The sequence below is a fragment of the Streptomyces sp. NPDC016845 genome (assembly GCF_044332585.1).
In the GTDB taxonomy this organism is placed as follows: Bacteria; Actinomycetota; Actinomycetes; order Streptomycetales; family Streptomycetaceae; genus Streptomyces.
This window is the reverse complement of sequence record NZ_JBIRPI010000002.1, coordinates 327,235-346,166: the sequence shown is the minus strand read 5'-3', so window position 1 is coordinate 346,166 and position 18,932 is coordinate 327,235. Positions and strand designations below refer to the sequence as shown.

Annotated in this window: 17 protein-coding genes; 10 read left to right on the top strand and 7 right to left on the bottom strand. The window is 73.2% G+C overall.

The window, feature by feature from the left end:
• Nucleotides 1-117: 117 nt before the first annotated feature.
• Together ACH4RC_RS07655 and ACH4RC_RS07650 are read left to right on the top strand one after the other, a co-directional pair.
• Complete coding sequence (locus ACH4RC_RS07655; RefSeq protein WP_398196613.1) at nt 118-1,335, top strand: hypothetical protein; 1,218 nt, start codon at nt 118-120, stop codon at nt 1,333-1,335.
• Between the two features lie 63 nt (nt 1,336-1,398).
• A complete protein-coding gene (locus tag ACH4RC_RS07650) occupies nt 1,399-1,578 on the top strand; it encodes a hypothetical protein (protein ID WP_398196610.1) in 180 nt (59 codons plus the stop codon).
• Nucleotide 1,579: 1 nt separating this feature from the next.
• On the opposite strand, the gene ACH4RC_RS07645 is transcribed toward ACH4RC_RS07650, so the two are convergent.
• The 3 genes from ACH4RC_RS07645 to ACH4RC_RS07635 all read right to left on the bottom strand — a co-directional run bounded on the left by ACH4RC_RS07645 (nt 1,580) and on the right by ACH4RC_RS07635 (nt 4,582).
• Nucleotides 1,580-2,518, bottom strand: a complete 939-nt coding sequence (locus tag ACH4RC_RS07645; RefSeq protein ID WP_398196608.1) for a 3-oxoacyl-ACP reductase — start codon at nt 2,516-2,518, stop codon at nt 1,580-1,582.
• Between the two features lie 99 nt (nt 2,519-2,617).
• On the bottom strand, nt 2,618-3,694 hold the full coding sequence (locus ACH4RC_RS07640) for a Zn-dependent alcohol dehydrogenase (RefSeq protein WP_398196605.1): 1,077 nt from the start codon (nt 3,692-3,694) through the stop codon (nt 2,618-2,620).
• A 33-nt stretch (nt 3,695-3,727) separates the two neighbouring features.
• On the bottom strand, nt 3,728-4,582 hold the full coding sequence (locus tag ACH4RC_RS07635; RefSeq protein WP_398196602.1) for a MaoC/PaaZ C-terminal domain-containing protein: 855 nt from the start codon (nt 4,580-4,582) through the stop codon (nt 3,728-3,730).
• Between the two features lie 280 nt (nt 4,583-4,862).
• Between ACH4RC_RS07635 and ACH4RC_RS07630 the strand changes: the two genes are divergently transcribed.
• From ACH4RC_RS07630 to ACH4RC_RS07615, 4 genes are read left to right on the top strand one after another with little or no spacing between them, the layout of a single operon-like run.
• Nucleotides 4,863-5,798, top strand: coding sequence for an ATP-binding cassette domain-containing protein (locus tag ACH4RC_RS07630; protein ID WP_398196600.1), 936 nt, complete (start codon nt 4,863-4,865; stop codon nt 5,796-5,798).
• Entirely contained in the window at nt 5,798-6,514 is a 717-nt protein-coding gene (locus tag ACH4RC_RS07625; RefSeq protein WP_398196597.1) for an ABC transporter permease, read from the top strand. The genes ACH4RC_RS07630 and ACH4RC_RS07625 overlap by 1 nt, the downstream gene beginning before the upstream one ends.
• A gap of 44 nt (nt 6,515-6,558) precedes the next feature.
• The gene (locus tag ACH4RC_RS07620; protein ID WP_398196596.1) at nt 6,559-7,818 is read left to right on the top strand and encodes a histidine kinase; all 1,260 of its coding nucleotides are present in this window, start codon (nt 6,559-6,561) and stop codon (nt 7,816-7,818) included.
• Nucleotides 7,819-7,863: 45 nt separating this feature from the next.
• Nucleotides 7,864-8,496, top strand: a complete 633-nt coding sequence (locus ACH4RC_RS07615) for a response regulator (RefSeq protein WP_398197836.1) — start codon at nt 7,864-7,866, stop codon at nt 8,494-8,496.
• 220 nt (nt 8,497-8,716) lie between these two features.
• On the opposite strand, the gene ACH4RC_RS07610 is transcribed toward ACH4RC_RS07615, so the two are convergent.
• The gene (locus tag ACH4RC_RS07610) at nt 8,717-10,180 is read right to left on the bottom strand and encodes an MFS transporter (protein WP_398196593.1); all 1,464 of its coding nucleotides are present in this window, start codon (nt 10,178-10,180) and stop codon (nt 8,717-8,719) included.
• A gap of 130 nt (nt 10,181-10,310) precedes the next feature.
• Here ACH4RC_RS07610 and ACH4RC_RS07605 point away from each other — a divergent pair, with 130 nt between their 5' ends.
• Entirely contained in the window at nt 10,311-10,910 is a 600-nt protein-coding gene (locus tag ACH4RC_RS07605) for a GNAT family N-acetyltransferase (protein ID WP_398196590.1), read from the top strand.
• A gap of 132 nt (nt 10,911-11,042) precedes the next feature.
• On the opposite strand, the gene ACH4RC_RS07600 is transcribed toward ACH4RC_RS07605, so the two are convergent.
• The gene (locus ACH4RC_RS07600) at nt 11,043-12,224 is read right to left on the bottom strand and encodes an acyl-CoA dehydrogenase family protein (RefSeq protein ID WP_398196587.1); all 1,182 of its coding nucleotides are present in this window, start codon (nt 12,222-12,224) and stop codon (nt 11,043-11,045) included.
• Nucleotides 12,225-12,567: 343 nt separating this feature from the next.
• On the bottom strand, nt 12,568-14,961 hold the full coding sequence (locus tag ACH4RC_RS07595; protein WP_398196584.1) for an acyl-CoA dehydrogenase: 2,394 nt from the start codon (nt 14,959-14,961) through the stop codon (nt 12,568-12,570).
• A 282-nt stretch (nt 14,962-15,243) separates the two neighbouring features.
• On the opposite strand from ACH4RC_RS07595, the gene ACH4RC_RS07590 reads away from it, so the two are divergent.
• On the top strand, nt 15,244-16,998 hold the full coding sequence (locus ACH4RC_RS07590) for an MFS transporter (protein ID WP_398196581.1): 1,755 nt from the start codon (nt 15,244-15,246) through the stop codon (nt 16,996-16,998).
• A 20-nt stretch (nt 16,999-17,018) separates the two neighbouring features.
• On the opposite strand, the gene ACH4RC_RS07585 is transcribed toward ACH4RC_RS07590, so the two are convergent.
• Nucleotides 17,019-17,192: a hypothetical protein gene (locus ACH4RC_RS07585; RefSeq protein WP_398197915.1), complete on the bottom strand. Its 174-nt coding sequence runs from the start codon at nt 17,190-17,192 to the stop codon at nt 17,019-17,021.
• On the opposite strand from ACH4RC_RS07585, the gene ACH4RC_RS07580 reads away from it, so the two are divergent.
• Together ACH4RC_RS07580 and ACH4RC_RS07575 are read left to right on the top strand one after the other, a co-directional pair.
• Entirely contained in the window at nt 17,173-17,853 is a 681-nt protein-coding gene (locus tag ACH4RC_RS07580; RefSeq protein WP_398196578.1) for a class I SAM-dependent methyltransferase, read from the top strand. The two genes, ACH4RC_RS07585 and ACH4RC_RS07580, sit on opposite strands and share 20 nt — an antisense overlap.
• Before the next feature lie 9 nt (nt 17,854-17,862).
• Entirely contained in the window at nt 17,863-18,912 is a 1,050-nt protein-coding gene (locus ACH4RC_RS07575; RefSeq protein WP_398196576.1) for an N-acetylmuramoyl-L-alanine amidase, read from the top strand.
• Nucleotides 18,913-18,932: the final 20 nt, after the last annotated feature.

Genomic DNA, 18,932 nt, shown 5'->3' with positions numbered 1-18,932 from the left:
AAACTAGCTTCGGCTGTGCAGGAGAAGAACGAGGTGGGGCGCGGGGCGGGGACGGGGCGGGGCGGGGGCACCGGACAGAGCACTGGCGGACCAGGACAGTCGGAGGCGACAGATCCCATGACGGCCTTGGCCATCGAACCCACGGCACAGACCCGTGCGGCACAGACCCGTGCGGCACAGAAGCAGGCGGCACAGAAGCAGGCGGCACAGAATCAGGCGGCACAGATGCGACCGGAGCCGCCGCGGCCCGGCTGCGTGATCACCGCGGACGCCACGTACGCGGCCCGGCTCGCGCACGACGGCGGTACCCCCGCGGCGTGGTACCCCGAGCGCTGGACGCTGGACGGCCCGGAGCCGTACGCGGTACCGCTCCCCGCCCACCAGCCGGAGGAGCCCGGCACCGCCGTCCTGCCGCTGACCGACGGCCGGGTGCTCGTCCAGCGCCGGGCCGGCGGCCGTCACCTCTTCTCCCTCCTCTATCCGACCGGGCCCGCGACCGGCGAGGTGCCGCTCGGGGCCGTCGAGTGCGAGGAGCTGACGCTGCTGCCGCCGGTCCCGGCCGGTCAGCGCGCGTACGCCATCGCCGCGCGCGAGGAGACGACGGACGTGTGGCTGGTGGCGGGCGGCGCGTTCGGCCCCGAGCACGTGGCCGAGGTGAAGGGCAGATGCTCGGGCGGGGTGTGGCTGGAGGCCACGGGGCGGCTGCTCGCCCTCGACCGGGCGGAGCCCGGGGGCGGCCCGGTGAAGACGGTGGCCGTGGACCTGGAGCGGGGCGGCGAGGTCTCGCCGCTGCTGCAGATCACCGAGGGAAGCGAGGACCGACTGCTTCTCGCCGACCCGGACAGCGGTCTGATCCTGCTCCGCTCGGACGCCGTCGAGGCGGGGCGGCCCCGGCTCGGCTGGGGCGTCCTCGGCAGCACGCTGCCGATCCGCTTCCCGCGCGCGCTGCGGCCCGCCGGGTGCACGGTGACGCCGTTCGCAGCGCAGCCGGGGCAGACGCTCACGCCGGAGGGGTGCGCGGTGGCGCTGCGCATCGACGGCGCCGCCGGTACGCAGGGCTCGCCGTGGCTCGGGGTGTGGCGCCCGGCCGAGGGCGTCCTGCATCAGTTCCCCGCGCCGCGCGGCTGGTTGGCGGGTTCCGGCTTCTGGTCGCGGTCGGGTGAACTGGCGCTGCCCTACGCCACCGACGACATGCCCTGCGGCCTCGCGCGGCTGCCCGCGCCGAAGCCCGCGGCGCCCGGGGCACAGGCGCCGACCGAGCCGCCGGCGCCTGCCGCGCCGCGTCCTGTGCCGTTGGCGCAGGCGCCTCTCGGCGGGCGCAGAGCCGGAGGTTAGACTCCTCCGGCGAACCGAACGATCTTGAACGATGTGGTACGGGTGTACGGGGTGAGTTTTCCGATGGCGGAAAGCAACGGTATAGGCACGGGTACGGACGGTCCGGAGGCGGACGCCTCCGCGGAGCAGGCCGGGCACGGGCGGCACCGGGGGGCGGTGACCTCCGCGCCCGCCACGCAGGGCATGCGGCCCGAACCGCACGGGCGGCACCGGGGGCCCCGCGCCGAAGAGACGCAGGCATAGGTCAGTCCCGCTTCAGGCTCAGCACCTCCGCCGCCGCGAACGTCTCCGTCGGCGGACGCTCCTTGTAGTGCGGGGTGAGCAGCGCGTCCAGCTCCTCGTACGTGAACACCTCCTTCGCGGTGTCGAACTTCGCCCGCACCCGCGGCCGTTCGACGATCGCGACCATGCCGCCGTGTACGACGAGGAGCTGGCCGTTGACGTTCGCGGCGGCGGGTGAGACGAGGTAGCCGACGAGCGGGGCGACATGTTCCGGGGCCAGCGGGTCGAGCCCTTCCGCGGGTTCGGCGAACCCGGCGAAGACGTCCTCGGTCATCCTGGTACGGGCCCGGGGGCAGATGACGTTGGCGGTGACGCCGTACTTGGCGAGCGCCAGCGCCGTCGATGTGGTCAGTCCGACGATGCCGCCCTTCGCCGCCGCGTAGTTCGGCTGCCCTGCCGAGCCCGCGAGGAACGCCTCCGACGACGTGTTCACGATGCGGCCGAAGACGGGCGCGCCGCTCGCCTTGGCGCGCTCCCGCCAGTGGCGTGCCGCGAAGTGGGTCGTGTTGTAGTGCCCCTTGAGGTGGACGCGGATGACCGAGTCCCACTCGTCCTCGGTCATCGAGAAGATCATGCGGTCGCGGAGGATGCCGGCGTTGTTGACGAGGATGTCGAGCCGGCCGTACGTGTCTATCGCCGCTTGGACGAGCTGTGCGGCCTGTTCGTGGTCGGCCACGTCGCCCGTGTGGGCGATGGCTGTGCCGCCGGCTGTGCGGATTTCCTCTGCTACCTGGTGTGCGGGGGTCGCGTCGGCGCCGCCTGTGCCGTCCCGGCCTGGCAGGCCGTAGTCGTTGACGATGACGTTCGCGCCCAGGCGGGCCAGTTCCAGGGCTTCGGCGCGGCCGAGGCCGCGGCCCGCTCCGGTGACTATCGCGGTGCGGCCCTTGAGCGGCGTTGACATGGAGCTCCTTCACCGGTCGTCTTCGAGTGCTGCGCCGTCGTGGCTGGTCGCCCCCCGCGGCGGAGCCGCTGATGGAGGGGCCCCGCGCCCCTGGCGGGGCTACAGCTCGATGCAGGTCCTCAGGGCCTGGCCTGTTCGCATCTGGTCCAGCGCCTCGTTGATCTCTGCCAGGGGGACCCTGTGTGTGATCAGGGACTGGAGGTCTATGCGGCCCGCCCGCCACAGGGCGATGGCTCGTTCGTAGGAGCGCAGGACGTCTCCGCCGCCGTACATCGAGGGCCGGATCCGCTTCTCGTCGAAGAAGAGCTCGAACATGTTGAGCTGGAGGACGTCGTCCATCGCGCCCGCGCCGACGACGACGAGGGTGCCGCCGCGCCGGGTCGTCTCGTACGCGGTGCGGGCCGTGGCGGACTTTCCGACGACCTCGAAGACGTAGTCGAAGCCCTCGCCCTCGGTGAGGCGCTGCTTGGCGTCGGCGAGTGCGTCGGGGGCGACCGCCTCCGTCGCGCCGAAGTGCAGGGCCGCTTCGCGCCGGGACGTCACCGGGTCCACGGCGACGATCTGCGCGGCGCCCTTGAGCCGGGCGCCCTGGATCGCCGAGATGCCGACGCCGCCGCAGCCGATCACCGCGACCGACGAACCCGCTTGTACGTCGGCGGTGTTGATGGCCGCGCCGAGCCCGGTCGTGACGCCGCAGCCGATGAGCGCGGCGATGTCGAAGGGGACGTCGTCCGGGATCGGCACGGCGCAGCCCGCGTCGACCACGACCTCCTCGGCGAACGTACCGGTGCCCGCGAAGCCGAACACGTCGCCGCCGGGGCGCTTGAAGTTGGGGGTGCCCGCGTTCATGAACCCGGCGAGGCAGAGCTGGGTCTGGCCGCGCTTGCAGGCGGGACAGGCACCGCAGGCGGGCAGCCAGCAGACGAGGACGCGCCCGCCGGGGGCGAGCCCGGTCACTCCCTCGCCCACGTCGACGATCTCGCCCGCGCCCTCGTGCCCGGGGACGAAGGGGGCGGGCTGCGGCAGGACGCCGGTCATGGCCGAGATGTCGGAGTGGCACAGGCCTGTCGCCCGGACCCGGATGCGCACCTTGCCGGGGCCGAAGCCGACCGCCTCGACGTCGTCGAGGACCTCGAGTTTGTCCTGGCCTGTCTCGTGCAGAACGGCTGCTCGCATGGGGTGCGGCTCCTTCGCGTGAGGTGCGGGTGGTCAGGTGTGGGCGATGACGGTGTCGGCCAGGACCGGGGCCTCGTCGCGCTCCAGGGCGGCCACCGCGACCCGGATCCGGCCGGGCTCCCGCCACATCCGGACGCGCAGCGTCTCGCCGGGGAAGACGACGCCGGCGAACCGGGTGGCATAGCGGGTGACGCGGGAGACGTTGCCGTCGAGGAGCGTGTCGACGACCGCTTTGAGCGTCATGCCGTACGAGCACAGGCCGTGCAGGATCGGCCGGTCGAACCCGGCGAGCTTGGCGAACTCGGGGTCGGCGTGGAGCGGGTTCCAGTCGCCGGAGAGGCGGTAGAGGAGTGCTTGGTCCTCGCGGATCGGGCGGTCGACGGTGCGGTCGGGCTCGCGGGCGGGAGGATCGGTGCGCCCGGAGGGGCCGCGCTCGCCGCCGAAGCCGCCCTCGCCGCGGATGAAGACCTGGGCGTCGCTGGTCCACAACGGGCCCTGTGTGTCGGCCACTTCGGTACGCAGGACGACGACGGCGGCCTTGGTCTTGTCGTACACCGCGGCCACGCGGGCGCTCGTGCGCGCCGCGCCCTTCACCGGGATCGGGCGGTGCAGCTCGATGGTCTGGCCACCGTGCAGGACGTGCGCGAGGTTCACGTCGATGCCGGGCGCGGCGAGGCCGCCCATCATGGCCATTCCGGCGCCCGCGACGGTCGCGAAGCTCGGCAGGACCTGGAGCCGGGACTCCAGCGTGTAGCGCAGCTCGTCGGGGTCGGTGGCGGGGGTGCCCGCGCCGATGCCGAGGTGGTAGAGCTGGATCTCCTTGTGGTCCCAGGTGATGTCGGCGGTCCGTGGCTCGGCGGCGAGGGCTTTCGCGGCGTCGATGGGCATAAGGGCGGGCGCTCCTCCCAGAAGTCCTCAAGACCTCGGTGCGGCCGTCCGCACCGTCGGCCGCACCGAGGTCGTCGCGGGCCGGTTCTAGAACCTGTTTCATTCCGTCCGGCGACCTCCTGTATAGCCAAGAGGGGGTGGGTTGGGAAGGGCGCGGCCACCCCTTTCTGACGTTACGTCAGATGCCCCGTCGGTCGGCACGCCGGATGACATTTGTACTGCCGAGGTCCGGACATGCGCATCTGCCGGTGGTCCGCCCCCCGTCCGTAGCGTCGTACCCATGACGACGAGGGCGACAGAATCAGCGGGCACCGGCCCCGCGCCGGCCGTGTCCTTCACGGGGGCCGTCAAGACGTTCGGGGACGTACGCGCGGTCGACGGGCTCGACCTGGAGATCGCGGCCGGTGAGACGGTGGCGCTGCTCGGCCGCAACGGCGCGGGCAAGTCCACCGCCATCTCCCTCCTTCTCGGCCTGGACGACCCGGAGGAGGGCCGCGTCGAACTGTTCGGCGCCGCGCCGCGGGACTCCGTACGGGCCGGGAGGGTCGGCGCCATGCTCCAGGAGGGCCGGCCGGTGCCCCGGGTCACCGTCGCCGAGCTGGTCGGCTTCGTGGCCGGACGGTACCCGGCGCCGATGGCCGTGGACGAGGCGCTGCGGCTCGCCGGGATCGCCGAGCTGGCGGGCCGGCGGGTCGACAAGCTGTCCGGCGGGCAGACCCAGCGGGTGCGGTTCGCCGTGGCGCTCGCCGGGAACCCCTCCCTGATCGTGCTCGACGAGCCGACCGCCGCGCTCGACGTCGAGGCGCGGCACGCCTTCTGGGCGTCGATGCGGGCCTTCACGCGGCGCGGCCACACGGTCCTGTTCTCCACGCACTACCTGGAGGAGGCCGACGCCAACGCCGACCGGATCGTCGTCATCGACCACGGCCGGGTCGTGGCCGACGGCAGCGGCGAGGAGCTGCGCCGGGCGGGCGGCGGCAGCCTCGTCTCCTTCGACCTGGCGGGGCGCGGCTCGGAGCGGCTCTCCCTGCTGCCGGGCGTGCTCTCCGTGGAGATCCGCGGCGACCGGGCGCGCCTGCGCACCGAGGACTCGGACGCGACCGTCATGGCGCTGGCCGCGATGGACGCCGTACGGAACCTGGAGGTCGCCCCGGCCTCCCTCGACGACGCCTTCATGGCGCTGACCGCGGACCCCCGCGACCTGGAGCGTGTGTGATGTGGGACTACCTGCGGCTCGAAGTACGGCGCACGCTGCGCGACGCGAAGTTCGTCGTCGGCACGGTCGCGATGCCCGTGATGATGTACCTCCTGTTCACCAACCTCGGCCCGCAGGCCGATGGCTGGAAGACGGCCTCGATGGTCGGCATGGCGGCATACGGGGCGCTCGGCGCCGCCCTCAACACGGGCGCCGGGGTCGCCGAGGACAAGGCGATCGGCTGGCTGCGGCAGCTGCGGATCACCCCGATGACCCCGCGCCAGGGCGTCGCCGGCCGGGCCCTGACCGGCGTGGTGACCGTGCTGCCCGCGATCACCGCGGTGCTCCTGGCGGGCGCCCTCGTCAACGGCGTACGGATGGACGCGTGGAAGTGGCCGGCCGTCGCGCTGCTGCTGTGGGCGGGCTCGCTGCCCTTCACCATGCTCGGCCTCGGCAACGGCTACCGGCTGACCTCGCAGGCCATGGGCGGCATCAACATGCTCTGCTACCTCGGCCTCGCCGTCGTCGGCGGGCTGTGGTTCCCCGTCGAGCTGTTCCCGGACTGGCTCCAGCACGTCTCCGCCTTCACCCCGACCAACCGCTTCGCACAGCTGGGCCGGGCGGTCACCGACGGACACCTCCCCTCCCTCGCCGCGCTCACCGTGCTCCTGGGCTGGCTCCTGGTGTTCGGTTCGTACGCTGTGGTGTCGTACCGCAAGTCGGCCCGGACCGTCTGAGCGGGCGCACGGGGGAACACGGGGAAAAACGGAGAGTGACGCGGATGTCCTGGTGGTCCAAGGTCAACGGGCAGTTCCACGAGCTGCGCGCGACGCAGGCCGAGTGGAAGGCCGAGAACGCGCGCGTGAAGGCGGAGCGCCGGGCGCGCGGTGAACACGGCAGGCCGCCGGAGGAGCTCGGCCCGCCGCCCACCGGCTTCGCGCTCCTTCCGTGGCTGCTCCTCGGCCTGGGCGCGTTCTCCAACGTCGTCCAGGGCAGGACCGGCAACCCGTGGCTCGGCGGCCTCGGCCTGCTCACCTTCAACTCCCTGTACGTGTACGTCGTCTTCCGCGCGTTCCACAAGAAGACCCGCGAGGCGGCCTCGACGCGGGTCGCCCTCGGCCTGATGACCGTGCTGACCTGCGCCCTCGTCCTCGGCTTCGGCGGCACCTGGCTGTCGTTCTTCCCGCTGCTCGGGCTCGCTGCGGGCGCGATCCTGCGCGGTCCGCACATCGGCAGGACCGGCCTCGGCCTGAGCGCGCTGGCCGGGGTCGTCTCCGGCCTCAAGGAGGGCTGGGACGCGCTCGGCATCGTCTACGGCACGTTCCTCTCCATGATGGTGACCGCCGCGATCCTGTCCCTGTCCGACGCGGTACGTGAACTGCGCGCGGCCCGCGAGGAGTTGGCGCGGCGCGCGGTGGAGAAGGAGCGGCTGCGCTTCTCCCGCGACCTGCACGATCTGCTCGGGCACACCCTCTCGGTGATCGTGGTGAAGTCGGAGGCGGCGCGGCGGCTCGCGCCGCGCAGCATCGACGCGGCCCTGGAGCAGGTCTCCGACATCGAGGCGGTCGGCCGTCAGGCGCTCACCGAGATCCGTGAGGCCGTCACCGGGTACCGCGAGGGCAGCCTCGCCACCGAACTGGACCGGGCGCGCTCCGCGCTCACCGCGGCGGACATCGAGCCGGTCGTGCGCCAGTCGGGGCCGCCGCTGTCCGCGCAGACGGAGGCGCTGCTCGGCTGGGTCGTGCGCGAGGCCGTCACCAACGCGGTGCGCCACAGCTCGGCCACGACCTGCGTGATCTCGGTCGAGGGTGCGGCGGAGAAGGTGCGTCTGCGGGTGACCGACGACGGGGCCGGACCGGTCGCGGTCGCCGAGCCCCGGATCGGCGGCACCGGACTCAAGGGGCTCACCGAACGGCTCGCGACGGCGGGCGGCTCCCTGGAGGCGGGGCCCGGCGCGCGTGGCGGATTCGAGGTACGGGCCGAACTCCCCGTCGGCGAACGGGAGCCGGCGGTGGGCGTCGCGCCGGCGGAGTCCGTCTGAGCCGCCGGGTGCGGACCGGCCACGTAATCTTCCCCTGTGACGGAGATGCCGCAGGACCACCGGCCGGCCAAGAGTGTGCGTCTGCTCCTCGCCGAGGACCAGCAGATGATGCGGGGCGCTCTCGCGCTGCTGCTCGGTCTGGAGGCGGACATGGAGGTCGTCGCGCAGGTCGCGGCCGGTGACCTCATCGTCGACAAGGCCCTCGAGTGCCGCCCCGACGTGGCCCTCCTCGACATCGAGCTGCCCGGCCGCAGCGGGCTCGACGCGGCGGCCGAGCTCCGCGACCAGGTGCCCGATTGCCGGGTGCTGATCCTCACGACGTTCGGGCGGCCCGGGTATCTGCGGCGGGCGATGGAGGCGGGGGCCTGTGGGTTCCTGGTCAAGGACGGGCCCGTCGAGGATCTTGCCGAGTCGATCCGCAAGGTGCTCCGGGGGGAGACCGTGGTCGATCCCGCGCTCGCGGCGGCGGCGCTGAGCGCTGGGCCGAATCCGTTGACGGCCCGGGAGGCGGATGTGCTCCGCGCCTCGGCGGACGGGGCGACCGTCTCCGACGTCGCCGGGAAGCTTCATCTCTCCGAGTCGACCGTGCGGAACTATCTGTCCTCGGCCATCGGGAAGACCGGGACGCGGAACCGGATGGAGGCGCTCCGGGAGGCGCGTCAGCAGGGTTGGGTGTAGCGCCGTAGGGGTGCGTGCGCGTCGCCGGGTGCGAGTGCGCCGTGGCTGGTCGCGCCGTTCCCCGCGCCCCTGGAATGCGCATCGCGTGCGGCATCCCCCGGCCGTTCTCGGGTGCGGGTCCGTCGTGGTTGCTCGCGCCGTTCCCCGCGCCCCTGAGATGCGCACTGCGTGCGGCATCTCAATGGGGCGCGGGGGACGGCGCGCTGCCCCGGGCCGCTCCTCAAGCGCCGGAGGGGCTTGAGATGGCGCGATCCCGTGGCATCCACGCCAGCAGCACCACGACCGCGACCACCAGGATCCCCGCCCCGCAGAGGAACGCCCCCGCGTACCCGCGGGTCAGCGCCGCAGGATCCGCCGAACCCGCGGAGCGACTCGTCGCGACGGTGGAGAGGATCGCCAAGCCCAGCGCACCGCCGAGCGTGCGGCTCGTGTTGACGAGCCCGGAGACCAGCCCCGCATCGCCCGGCGCCGCCCCTGACGTCGCCAGAGAGGCCAGCGGCGTCATCGCGAACCCGGCACCGGCCATCATCACGATGCCTGGCAGCATGATCGTCAGAACGTACGTGCCGTCCGCGCTCATCGTCGACTGCCAGCCGAACCCCGCGGCCGTGACGAGGACACCGGCGACGGCGACGTTCCGCGCGCCGAACCTCGGCATCAGCCGGGGCGCGATCTTCGACCCGGCGACGACCGCGAGAGAGCTGGGGACGAGGGCGAGCCCGGCCTCGATGGGGCTGTAGCCGAGGACGTTCTGCGCGTAGAGGGTCATGAAGAACCACATGGCGAAGCTGCCCATGCCGCAGACGAACATCGCCGCGTTGGCGGCGGCCACGGACCGCGCCCGGAACAGTCCGAGCGGCATCAGCGGCAGCCTCGTACGCGCTTCGACGAGCAGGAAGGCCGCGATCAGCGCGAGCGCGACGCCGAGCGGGACCAGCGTTGCCGCGGCGGCCCAGCCCTCCGCCTCGGTCTGCACGATGCCGTAGGCGAGAAGGGCCGTGCCGGCGGTGACGAGGACGGCGCCGGGCAGGTCGAGGCGGCGTTCGCCACCGGCCTTGGACTCGCGGATCCAGCGGGCGGCGGCAGCGAGGACGACGGCGCCGAGGGGCACGTTGATGAGGAGCACCCAGCGCCAGTCGAGGCCCTCGGTGAGGACGCCGCCGACGAGGCCGCCCGCCGCGCCGCCGCCCGCGCCCACGGCCGTCCACGTCGCGATGGCGCGGGCCCGCGCCGCGCCCTCGGGGACGGCGGAGGTGAGGATCGTCAGCGTGGACGGGGCGAGCACGGCGGCGCCGAGCCCCTGCACGGCGCGGGCCGCGAGGAGTTGCCAGTCGTCCTGGGCGAGGCCGCCCGCGAGGGAGGCGAGGGTGAACAGGCCGAGGCCGACCAGGAACATCCGTTTGCGCCCGAAGAGATCCCCCGCGCGGCCGCCGAGCAGCATGAACCCCGCGAACGCGATCGAGTACGCGTTCACCACCCATTGCAGCCCGCCCGCGCTCATCCCGAGGTCGGTGCGCATGGACGGCAGGGCGACGTTGACGACGGACACGTCGAGGACGACGAGGAACTGCCCGGCACACGCCACGGCGACGACCAGCCAGGCGGGCGGGGCGGGTCTGCGGGCGGATATGTCGGCGCCGGTGTCGGCTCGCACGTCGGGGGAGGTCTGCGGCATACGTGTCATGGTCGCAGGCCGATCGGGCCCCGTACATCCGGATTTCGGTGCAGCCGGCATGGGCCGGAGGTCATACGCCTCCGGACGTAGGCCGTAAATGACTTGCCACGCCCAACGGCCCGTGCCGCAGACTGCCCTGATGACCACGGAGCCCGTCGCCGCAGAGCAGGAACGCCCCGCGACCCCCTTCTCCCACAAGCCCGTCCTCACCGGCGACCGGACCGTCCTGCGCCCGTTCACCGAGGACGACGCGGACGTCATGGCCGCCGTCCTCGTGGACCCGGAGCTGCTGTACTTCACCGGCGGCGACCCGGCCCCGTTCAGCCGTGAGCAGCTTCGGTCCTGGTACGGGTCGCGCGCCGCGCAGCCGGACCGGCTCGACCTGGCGGTGACGGACCGGTCCACCGGTGAGCTGGTCGGCGAGGTCGTGCTGAACGAGTGGGTGCCGGAGCACCGCCGCTGCACGTTCCGCACGCTGATCGGCCCGCGCGGGCGCGGTCGCGGCCTCGGCACGGAGGCGATGCGCCTCATCGTCGGCCACGGTTTCGGGGCGCTCGGCATGCACCGCATCGAACTGGCGGCGTACGCGGACAACGACAGAGCGCTCCACGTCTACGAGAAGGTCGGCTTCGTCCGGGAGGGCGTCCGCCGCCACGTCGAGCTGTGGGACGGCGTCTGGCGCGACGAGGTGCTGATGGCCGCCCTCGCCGACCAGTGGCGGCCGGCCACCTCTCGGTAGCGGGCGTCGGGCGCGGCGCACCAGCGTCAAGCACACGGTCGCCGGCGCCGCCCTCGACGAACTGGCGCGCCGGCACGAGCGCGTCCTCGCTCTCCGGCTGACGGGCCGTCAGGCAGTGGCAGGAGGCGGAGGCTAACGGAAGGCCGCGAGGCCCGTCAGTGCCTGGCCGAGCGCGAGCGTGTGCATCTCGCTCGTGCCCTCGTAGGTGAGGACCGATTCGAGGTTGTTGGCGTGGCGGATCACCGGATATTCGAGCGAGATGCCGTTGGCGCCGAGGATCGTGCGGGCGGTGCGGCAGATCTCGATGGCCTCGCGCACGTTGTTCAGCTTGCCGAAGCTGATCTGGGCGGGGTGGACACCGGCGGGCGAGTCCTTGAGGGCGGAGAGGTGGAGCGCGGTCAGCGTCGCCTTGTGCAGTTCGAGCGCCATGTCGACGAGCTTCTGCTGGGTGAGCTGGAAGCCCGCGATCGGCTTGCCGAACTGCTCGCGCTGGAGCGCGTAGTCGCGGGCCGACCGCCACGCCGAGCGGGCGGCGCCCGTGACGCCCCAGACGATGCCGTAGCGGGCCTCGTTCAGGCAGGTCAGCGGGGCGCCGACGCCGCGCGCCCCGGGGAGCTGGGCCGAGGCGGGCAGCCGTACGCCGTCCAGGACCAGCTCGCTCGTGACCGACGCGCGCAGCGACATCTTGTGCTTGATGAGCGGCGCCGAGAAGCCGGGGGTGCCGGTGGGCACGACGAAGCCGCGTACACCGTCCTCGGTCTGCGCCCAGACGACGGCGACGGCCGCCACCGAACCATTCGTGATCCACATCTTGCGGCCGTCGAGCACCCAGTCCTCGCCGTCACGGCGGGCCCGCGTCGTCATGGACGCCGGATCGGAGCCGTGGTCGGGCTCGGTGAGGCCGAAGCAGCCGATGGCCTCGCCCGCCGCCATCCTCGGCAGCCACTCCTGCTTCTGCTCCTCCGAGCCGAAGCGGTGGATGGCGAACATGGCGAGGGAGCCCTGCACGGAGACGAAGGAGCGCAGCCCCGAGTCGGTGGCCTCCAGCTCACGGCAGGCGATGCCGTAGGCGCGGGCCGACATCCCGGCGCAGCCGTAGCCCTCCAGGTGCATGCCGAGCAGGCCCATCGCGCCGAACTCGCGGGCGAGCCCCGGCAGGTCCGGCAGCTCGCCGGACTCGAACCAGTCGGCGATGTGCGGCTCGACCTTGTCGTCGAGGAACTGGCGCACGGTGTCGCGCACGGCCCGCTCCTCGTCGGTCAGGAGGGCTTCGAGGTTCAGCGGGTCGACGGGGTCGAGGGCGGGGAACGGCATGGGTCTCGGGCTCCTCAGCGACTGTGGTGACTGTGATGACTGGCCTGACCCGTCCACCATCCGTCAGCGGGGGCGGAGCGGTCCAGGGCGGGACGGGGTGCGCGCGGGGTGGTGAGGATCACGCTGCTCACCGGCGCGCGACGGTATATGAGCCCGCCCTTGATATGAGCCCGCCCTTTCGGTCCGTCCAGGGACCCGTCCGGGGACCGGGCGTCCTCTGAGCCGGTCGGGCGGAGTACGTCGCGGTCCGGCAGCGCCCCGGAGGGCTGCTGCCTAACCGCACGAACAGCCAGACGGCGCCGCAGCCGGCCGCACACCTGTCGCGGCACTTCCGGTGGAGCGCTCAGTCGCGCGGCAGGCCCAGGATCCGTTCCGCCACCACGTTCAGCTGCACCTGGGTCGTCCCGCCCGCGATGGTCAGGCAGCGGGAGAGCAGGAAGCCGTGCAGGGCGCGTTCGCCAGGACCCTCGCGGACGGCGCCCGCCGGGCCGAGCAGCTCCAGGGCGAGTTCGGCGACTTTCTGCTGGTGCGGCGTCTGGACGAGTTTCCTGACGGACGCTCCGGCGCCGGGCTCGTCGCCCGCGATCTGGCGCAGGGTCGTCCGCAGGCCGATGCCGCCGAGGGCGTGCGCCTCCGCCGCGAGGGCGCCGATCCGGGCCCGGTACGCGTCGTCCAGTTCGCCCGCGCGGGCGAGCAGTGCTTCCAGGCCGGTGTCGAAGGACAGCTGGTCGGCCATGTGGACGCGTTCGTTGCCGAGGGTGTGCCGGGCGACGCGCCAGCCGCCGTCGACCTCGCCGACCACCGCGTCGGCGGGGAGCAGGACGTCGTCGAAGTAGACCTCGTTGAAGAGGGAGTCGCCGGTGATCTCGCGCAGGGGGCGGATGTCGATGCCGTCCGTCCGCTTCATGTCGACGAGGAAGTAGGTCAGGCCCTTGTGCTTGGGGGCGGCCGGGTCGGTGCGGGCCAGGAGGATGCCGTGGTCGGCCCATTGCGCGGCGCTCGTCCACACCTTCTGGCCGTTGATCCGCCAGCGCCCGTCGTCGGTGCGTTCGGCGCGGGTGCGCAGCGAGGCGAGGTCGGAGCCCGCGCCGGGTTCGGAGAAGAGCTGGCACCACAGGAGGTCGCCGCGCAGGGTGGGCGGGAGGTAGCGGTCGCGCTGCGCCTCGGTGCCGTAGGTGAGGAGGGAGGGGACGACCCAGGTCGCGATCCCGAGGTCGGAGACCTTCACCCCGGCCGCGCTCAGCTCCTCCTGCACGGCGAGTTGCTGGACCGGTCCCGCGCCGAGCCCGTACGGCGGGGGCAGGTGGGGCGCCGCGTAGCCGGTCGGCGCGAGGGTGCGGCGCGCGGCGGCGGGGTCGAGGCCGCGGGCCCGTTCGACGACCGCGCGGGCGGCTTCCCGGTACACGTCGGCCCCGGCGGGCAGCGCGCACCGCAGGGCGCGGCGGGCCCCCGACTCGGCGAGGCGGACGGCGCGCAGCCGGTGGGCGTCGCCCGCGCCGAGGAGCTGGCGGGCGACGACGGCCCGGCGCAGATACAGGTGGGCGTCGTGTTCCCAGGTGAAGCCGGTGCCGCCGAGGATCTGGACGCAGTCCTTGGCGCAGCCGTACGCGGCGTCGAGGGCGGTCGCGGCGGCGAGCGCGGCGACCAGCCCGCGGACGTCGGCGGCGGGTTCGTCGTCGAGGGCCCGTGCCGCGTCCCAGACCAGGGCGCGGGCCTGTTCGACGCGGACGAGCATGTCGGCGCAGAGGTGCTTGACGCCCTGGAACCGTCCGATGGGCCGGCCGAACTGCTCACGCACCTTGGCGTGCTCGGCGGCGGTGTGCAGCGCCCAGGCGGCGGTGCCGCAGGCGTCGGCGGCGAGCAGCACGGACGCGAGGTCGCGGACGAGGGTGGCGTCCACGGCGAGGACCCGGTCGGCGGGGACGACGGCGCCCGAGGCGACGATCCCGGCGGTGGGCCGGGTCGGGTCGGCGCTCTCGTGGCACCGCACGGCGAGCCCCGGGGTATCGGCGTCGACGGCCAGCCATACGACTCCGTCGACTCCAGCGGCTCCAGCGGCTCCGGCGGCACGGTCGGCTCCGGCGGCACGGTCGGCACGGTCGGCACGGTCGGCACGGTCGGCACGGTCGGCACGGTCGGCACGGTCGGCACGGTCGGCACGGTCGGCACGGTCGGCACGGTCGGCGCTGACGGCGCTGACGGCGCTGACGGCGCTGACGGCGCTGACGGCGCTGACGGCACGGTCGGCGCTGACGGTGCTCGTTGCCGCTATGACGAGCAGATCCGCGTCGGCGCCGGTCAGCACGGGTGGCGTGGCCCCGTCGAGAACGAGCCCGGCGGGCCCGGCGACGGCCGCCATCCCGCCCGGCCCGAACGCGGCGGCACCGATCCGCTCCCCGCGCGCCAGCGCCCCGGCGAGATCCGGCCGCCCCGCCCGCCGCAGCACCTCGGCGGCGAGCGCGCTCGCAACATACGGTCCGGGCAGCGCCGCACGGCCCGCCTCCTCGACGGCCACCGCGAGGTCGAGCAGGGTTCCGCCGCCGCCCCCGCAGGCCTCCGGCAGGTGCACGCCGAGGAGGCCCTGCGCCGCGAGGCCGTCCCAGTAGGACGGGCGGTGGCCGGGGGCGGCCGGGGCGTCGAGCAGCTTGCGCACCTCGTCGGGCGGTACGGCGCGCGCGATCCAGCCGCGCACGGAGTCCGCGAGTTCCCGCTGTTCCTGCGTGATGGCGATGCCCATGCCGCGCACGGTAGAACACGTTCCAGTAGAGCGGAAGACCAGACCTGACGGCAAGTCAGCAGTTGGTGACGGGCCATCAGGTGGTCCGGGCGGTGAACAGTGAACGCCCACATGTAAACAAAAGGTCAAGGTTCGACCTCGTACGACGATCATCGGAATAGTCGCCCGAGGAAACAGGTTCGAGCTACACACAAGCTGCCCGGCAGCCGCCCGCACGACGCTGTACGCGCGACCTGCTCCCCGCCGTCCGCGACCCCGAACCCGCCTCCGGAGGCCCCCTTAATGTCCCAGCCGACGACCGCACCACGCCGAACCGGCGGAGTCGTCCCCGTCCTCGCCTTCTCCGGCATCGTCGTCGCCGTCATGCAGACGCTGCTCGTGCCGGTGATCAAAGACCTGCCCGAGCTGCTGAGCACCGCTCCCTCCAACGCCACCTGGGTCATGACCGCGACCCTGCTCGCCGGCGCCGTCTCCACTCCGATCATGGGCCGCCTCGGCGACCTCGCGGGCAAGCGCAGGATGCTGCTCACCAGCCTCGCCGTCATGGTCGTCGGCTCGCTGATCTGCGGTTTCACCGACCAGCTCGTAGTGATGATCGCGGGCCGCGCGCTCCAGGGCTTCGCCATGGGCGCCATTCCGCTCGGCATCGGCCTGATGCGGGACATGCTGCCGCCGGAGAAGCTCGGCTCGGCCATGGCGCTGATGTCGTCCTCCATCGGCGTCGGCGGCGGTCTCGCGCTGCCGCTCGCCGCGCTCGTCGCGCAGCACGCCGACTGGCACGCGCTGTTCTTCGGCGCGGCGGGCCTGGGCGTCGTCGCGATGCTCCTCACGCTCGTCTTCGTGCCCGAGAGCCCGCTGCGGGCGCAAGGCACCTTCGACATCGCGGGCGCGCTCGGCCTCTCGCTCGGCCTGGTCCTCTTCCTGCTGCCGATCACCAAGGGCAGCGACTGGGGCTGGGGCAGCGGCATGACCCTCGGCCTGTTCGCCGCCGCGCTCGTCGTGCTCCTCGCCTGGGGCGCGATGGAGCTGCGCCTGAAGGCGCCGCTGGTCGACCTGCGCACCACGGCCCGCCGCGAGGTGCTCCTCACCAACCTGGCCTCGATCATGGTCGGCGTCGCCTTCTACGCCATCTCCCTGGTCCTCCCCCAGCTGCTCCAGCTCCCGTCCGCCACCGGTTACGGCCTCGGCCAGTCGATGGTCGTCGCGGGTCTGTGCGTCGCCCCGCTCGGCCTGACGATGATGTTCACGGCCCCGGTCTACGCCCGCCTCTCCGCCCGCTTCGGCCCGAAGGTCACCCTCATCCTCGGCATGGTGATCATCGCGATCGGCTACGGGTCCGGGCTCGGCCTGATGAGCGCCGCCTGGCAGACCATCGTCATCTCGGTCGTCGTCGGCGCGGGCATCGGCCTCGCCTACTCCTCGCTGCCCGCGCTGATCATCGGCGCCGTGGACGCGTCGGAGACGGGCGCGGCGAACGGCCTGAACACCCTGATGCGGTCGATCGGTACGTCGGTGTCGTCGGCGGTCATCGGCATGGTCCTGGCCAACACGGCGGACCACGTGGGCGGCGCCGCGGTCCCGACGATGCAGGGCTTCCGCGTCTCGTTCCTGATCGCCACGGGCGCGGTGGCGGTGGGCGTCCTGCTCGCTCTCTTCCTCCCCGGCCGCCGCGCGGCCGTCGTGCGCCAGGGAGGGCAGCTCCGCGCCAGCAGCGAGGAGGACGCGAACCTGGCCCGCGCCGACGAGGTCCACAAGGAGGGGGCTTTCGCCCACTTCCGCGGCCAGGTCCTCGACCCGGCGGGCCTGCCGGTCGCCCACGCCAAGGTCACCTTGATCGACCGCCGGGGCCGCCAGGCGGGCGCCGCCCTGACCGACCCCGAGGGCCACTACGCCCTCGACGTCCCCGAGGGCGGCTCCTACGTCCTCGCGGTGACGGCCCATGGCCACGCGCCGCGCGCCTCGTCGGCGACGCACCATGGTGAGAACCGGGCGGTGCGGATGGATCTGGCGCTGGAGGCGGTGGCCGAGCAGGTCTGACCCGGACGGCTCGGGGCGGCTCAGCACGCGGACGAGGACGCGCGGCGCTTCTGCGCCGCGCGTCCTCCTCTTGTCGGCTTGTCGGCTTGTCGGCGCACCCTCTCTTCGTCGACCGCGAACGGGCCCGCGCCGCCGGCAGGGCTGCCGCCCCAGCCCGCCATGCCGTACGGCAGCATGAACGGCATGACCACCACGAGCCGCGCTCCGCACCCCGACACCCTCGCCGCCTTCGAGAAGGCCAAGGGGTTCATGCCGCTCGGCGAGGGGCTCGCGCTGTACGCGGCCGCGGTCGAGGCGGCGGCGCTCGGGCTGCCGCTGCTCGAAGTGGGCACGTACTGCGGGCGCTCCACGATCCTGCTCGCGGACGCGGCCCGCGCCGCCGGGGTGACGGCGCTCACCGTCGACCACCACCGCGGCAGCGAGGAGCAGCAGCCGGGCTGGGACTTCCACGACCCGGAGACGGTCGACCCGGTGGTCGGGCTCATGGACACGCTGCCCACCTTCCGGCGCACCCTGCACGCGGCGGGTCTCGAGGAGCACGTGGTGGCGCTCGTCGGCAGGTCGCCGCAGGTGGCGAAGGTATGGGGCGGTCCGCTCGGGCTCGTCTTCATCGACGGCGGCCACACCGACGAGCACGCGAACGCCGACTACGAGGGCTGGGCACCGCACGTCGTGGAGGGCGGCCTTCTCGTCATCCACGACGTCTTCCCCGTCAAGCACGACGAGTGGACGGGGCAGGCCCCGTACCGCGTGTACCTGCGGGCCCTTGCGTCCGGGGAGTTCACCGAGGTCTCAGTGCACGACTCGCTGCGCGTCCTGCGGCGAACGGGCGCGGCGCCGCGGGCGCACGGTTAGGCTCGCCCCGTGTCGTACGAAGGTCCGGACCCTGATGGCTTTGATGATTACTACAACAACGCCCCGGGCAACCCGGGGCGTAGACCGCGCGGGACGCGTACGCGGCCACTGTTGATCACCACGGCGGCCTGCGCCGTCGCGGCGGGCGCGATCTGGGTGGTCACGCAGGCCGTGGGCGGCAGCGGCGGCGGTGACACGGCGAAGGTGCTCCCGGCGCCGAGCCGGTCCGCCACCTCCCCCACGTCCGCCACGTCCTCCGCCGGAGCATCCGACGAGGCGGACGCGAAGGAGCCGAACGGTTCCCCGTCGAAGGCCCCCTCGACCGCCTCCCCGTCCGCCCCGGCGTCCTCGAAGACGCCGTCGAAACCGGCGGGCGGCGGCACCGGTCCGCTCGCGGGCAAGGTCGTCGTCATCGACCCGGGTCACAATCCGGGCAACTTTCGGCACCCGGCCGATATCAATCGCCAGGTGAACGTCGGCAACGCGACCAAGGAGTGCGACACCACCGGCACCTCCACCAACGCCGGTTACACCGAGGCGCAGTTCACCCTCGACGTCTCGCGCCGCCTGCGCACCCTCCTGCAGGAGCAGGGCGCCACCGTGAAGTTCACGCAGAACGGGGACCGGGCCTGGGGCCCCTGCGTCACCGAGCGCGCCGCGATCGGCAACCAGGCCGGGGCGGACGCCGCGATCTCCGTGCACGCGGACGGCTCCGGCGCCGGGAACCGCGGCTTCCATGTGATCCTTCCCGCATCCGTGCACGCGGGCAGCGCGGACACCCGCCCGATCGTCGCCTCCTCACGCGACCTCGGCGAGCGGGTCGCGGGCAAGTTCTTGCAGGTCACGGGGCAGCCCCCGTCGAACTACATCGGCGGCGGCACCGGCCTGGACACCCGCGCCGACCTGGGCGGGCTGAATCTGTCGACCGTGCCGAAGGTGTTCATCGAGTGCGGCAACATGCGGGACGCGCAGGACGCGGCGCGGCTGACGTCAGGGACCTGGCGGCAGAAGGCGGCGCAAGGGCTCTCTGAGGGAATCGTGAGTTTCCTGCGCGGGTAGACACCACCGTGTGGATCTCG

Bases quoted from the DNA above. Each gene is read 5' to 3' on its own strand.
- ACH4RC_RS07595 (WP_398196584.1), bottom strand. From the start codon at position 14,961: ATGGGCATCGCCATCACGCAGGAACAGCGGGAACTCGCGGACTCCGTG.
- ACH4RC_RS07650 (WP_398196610.1), top strand. From the start codon at position 1,399: ATGGCGGAAAGCAACGGTATAGGCACGGGTACGGACGGTCCGGAGGCG.
- ACH4RC_RS07645 (WP_398196608.1), bottom strand. From the start codon at position 2,518: ATGTCAACGCCGCTCAAGGGCCGCACCGCGATAGTCACCGGAGCGGGC.
- ACH4RC_RS07635 (WP_398196602.1), bottom strand. From the start codon at position 4,582: ATGCCCATCGACGCCGCGAAAGCCCTCGCCGCCGAGCCACGGACCGCC.
- ACH4RC_RS07615 (WP_398197836.1), top strand. From the start codon at position 7,864: ATGCCGCAGGACCACCGGCCGGCCAAGAGTGTGCGTCTGCTCCTCGCC.
- ACH4RC_RS07655 (WP_398196613.1), top strand. From the start codon at position 118: ATGACGGCCTTGGCCATCGAACCCACGGCACAGACCCGTGCGGCACAG.
- ACH4RC_RS07590 (WP_398196581.1), top strand. From the start codon at position 15,244: ATGTCCCAGCCGACGACCGCACCACGCCGAACCGGCGGAGTCGTCCCC.
- ACH4RC_RS07605 (WP_398196590.1), top strand. From the start codon at position 10,311: ATGACCACGGAGCCCGTCGCCGCAGAGCAGGAACGCCCCGCGACCCCC.
- ACH4RC_RS07620 (WP_398196596.1), top strand. From the start codon at position 6,559: ATGTCCTGGTGGTCCAAGGTCAACGGGCAGTTCCACGAGCTGCGCGCG.
- ACH4RC_RS07630 (WP_398196600.1), top strand. From the start codon at position 4,863: ATGACGACGAGGGCGACAGAATCAGCGGGCACCGGCCCCGCGCCGGCC.
- ACH4RC_RS07580 (WP_398196578.1), top strand. From the start codon at position 17,173: ATGAACGGCATGACCACCACGAGCCGCGCTCCGCACCCCGACACCCTC.
- ACH4RC_RS07625 (WP_398196597.1), top strand. From the start codon at position 5,798: ATGTGGGACTACCTGCGGCTCGAAGTACGGCGCACGCTGCGCGACGCG.
- ACH4RC_RS07610 (WP_398196593.1), bottom strand. From the start codon at position 10,180: ATGACACGTATGCCGCAGACCTCCCCCGACGTGCGAGCCGACACCGGC.
- ACH4RC_RS07640 (WP_398196605.1), bottom strand. From the start codon at position 3,694: ATGCGAGCAGCCGTTCTGCACGAGACAGGCCAGGACAAACTCGAGGTC.
- ACH4RC_RS07600 (WP_398196587.1), bottom strand. From the start codon at position 12,224: ATGCCGTTCCCCGCCCTCGACCCCGTCGACCCGCTGAACCTCGAAGCC.